At 77.2% G+C, this 413-nt stretch carries 1 pseudogene; it reads right to left on the reverse strand.

The window, feature by feature from the left end:
* Positions 1-413: pseudogene (locus RNB18_RS52860) on the reverse strand (galactokinase); the annotation flags it as partial.

Consider the following 413-nt stretch of genomic DNA (forward strand, 5'->3'; position numbering starts at 1 on the left):
GCCGTGAAGATGCCCGGGGCCGCGTGCCCCGCCCCGGCGATCGCCTTCGTGACCGCCTCCGCCACCGCGTCGGCCCCCGCCGCCTCCGCCAGCACGACCGCCGAACCTCCGAACCCGCCGCCGGTCATCCGGGCCCCGAGCGCCCCGGCCCCCCGCGCCGCCGCGACCGCGAGGTCCAACTCCGGGCAGGAGACCCGCAGATCGTCCCGGAGCGAACGGTGGCCCTCGTCGAGCACCGGGCCCGCCCCCCGCGCGTCGCCCGCGTCCAGCAGCGCGATGACCTGCTCGACCCGGCGGTTGTCGCCGACGACATGGCGTACGTAACGGATGACGGACTCGTCCGCCCCGGCGTCGGCGAGGGTGGTGAGGGCCGCGCCGAGGTCCTCGTACGGGAGGTCGCGCAGGGTGGGTAT

It is taken from the genome of Streptomyces doebereineriae (genome assembly GCF_031845645.1).
GTDB lineage: Bacteria > Actinomycetota > Actinomycetes > Streptomycetales > Streptomycetaceae > Streptomyces > Streptomyces canus.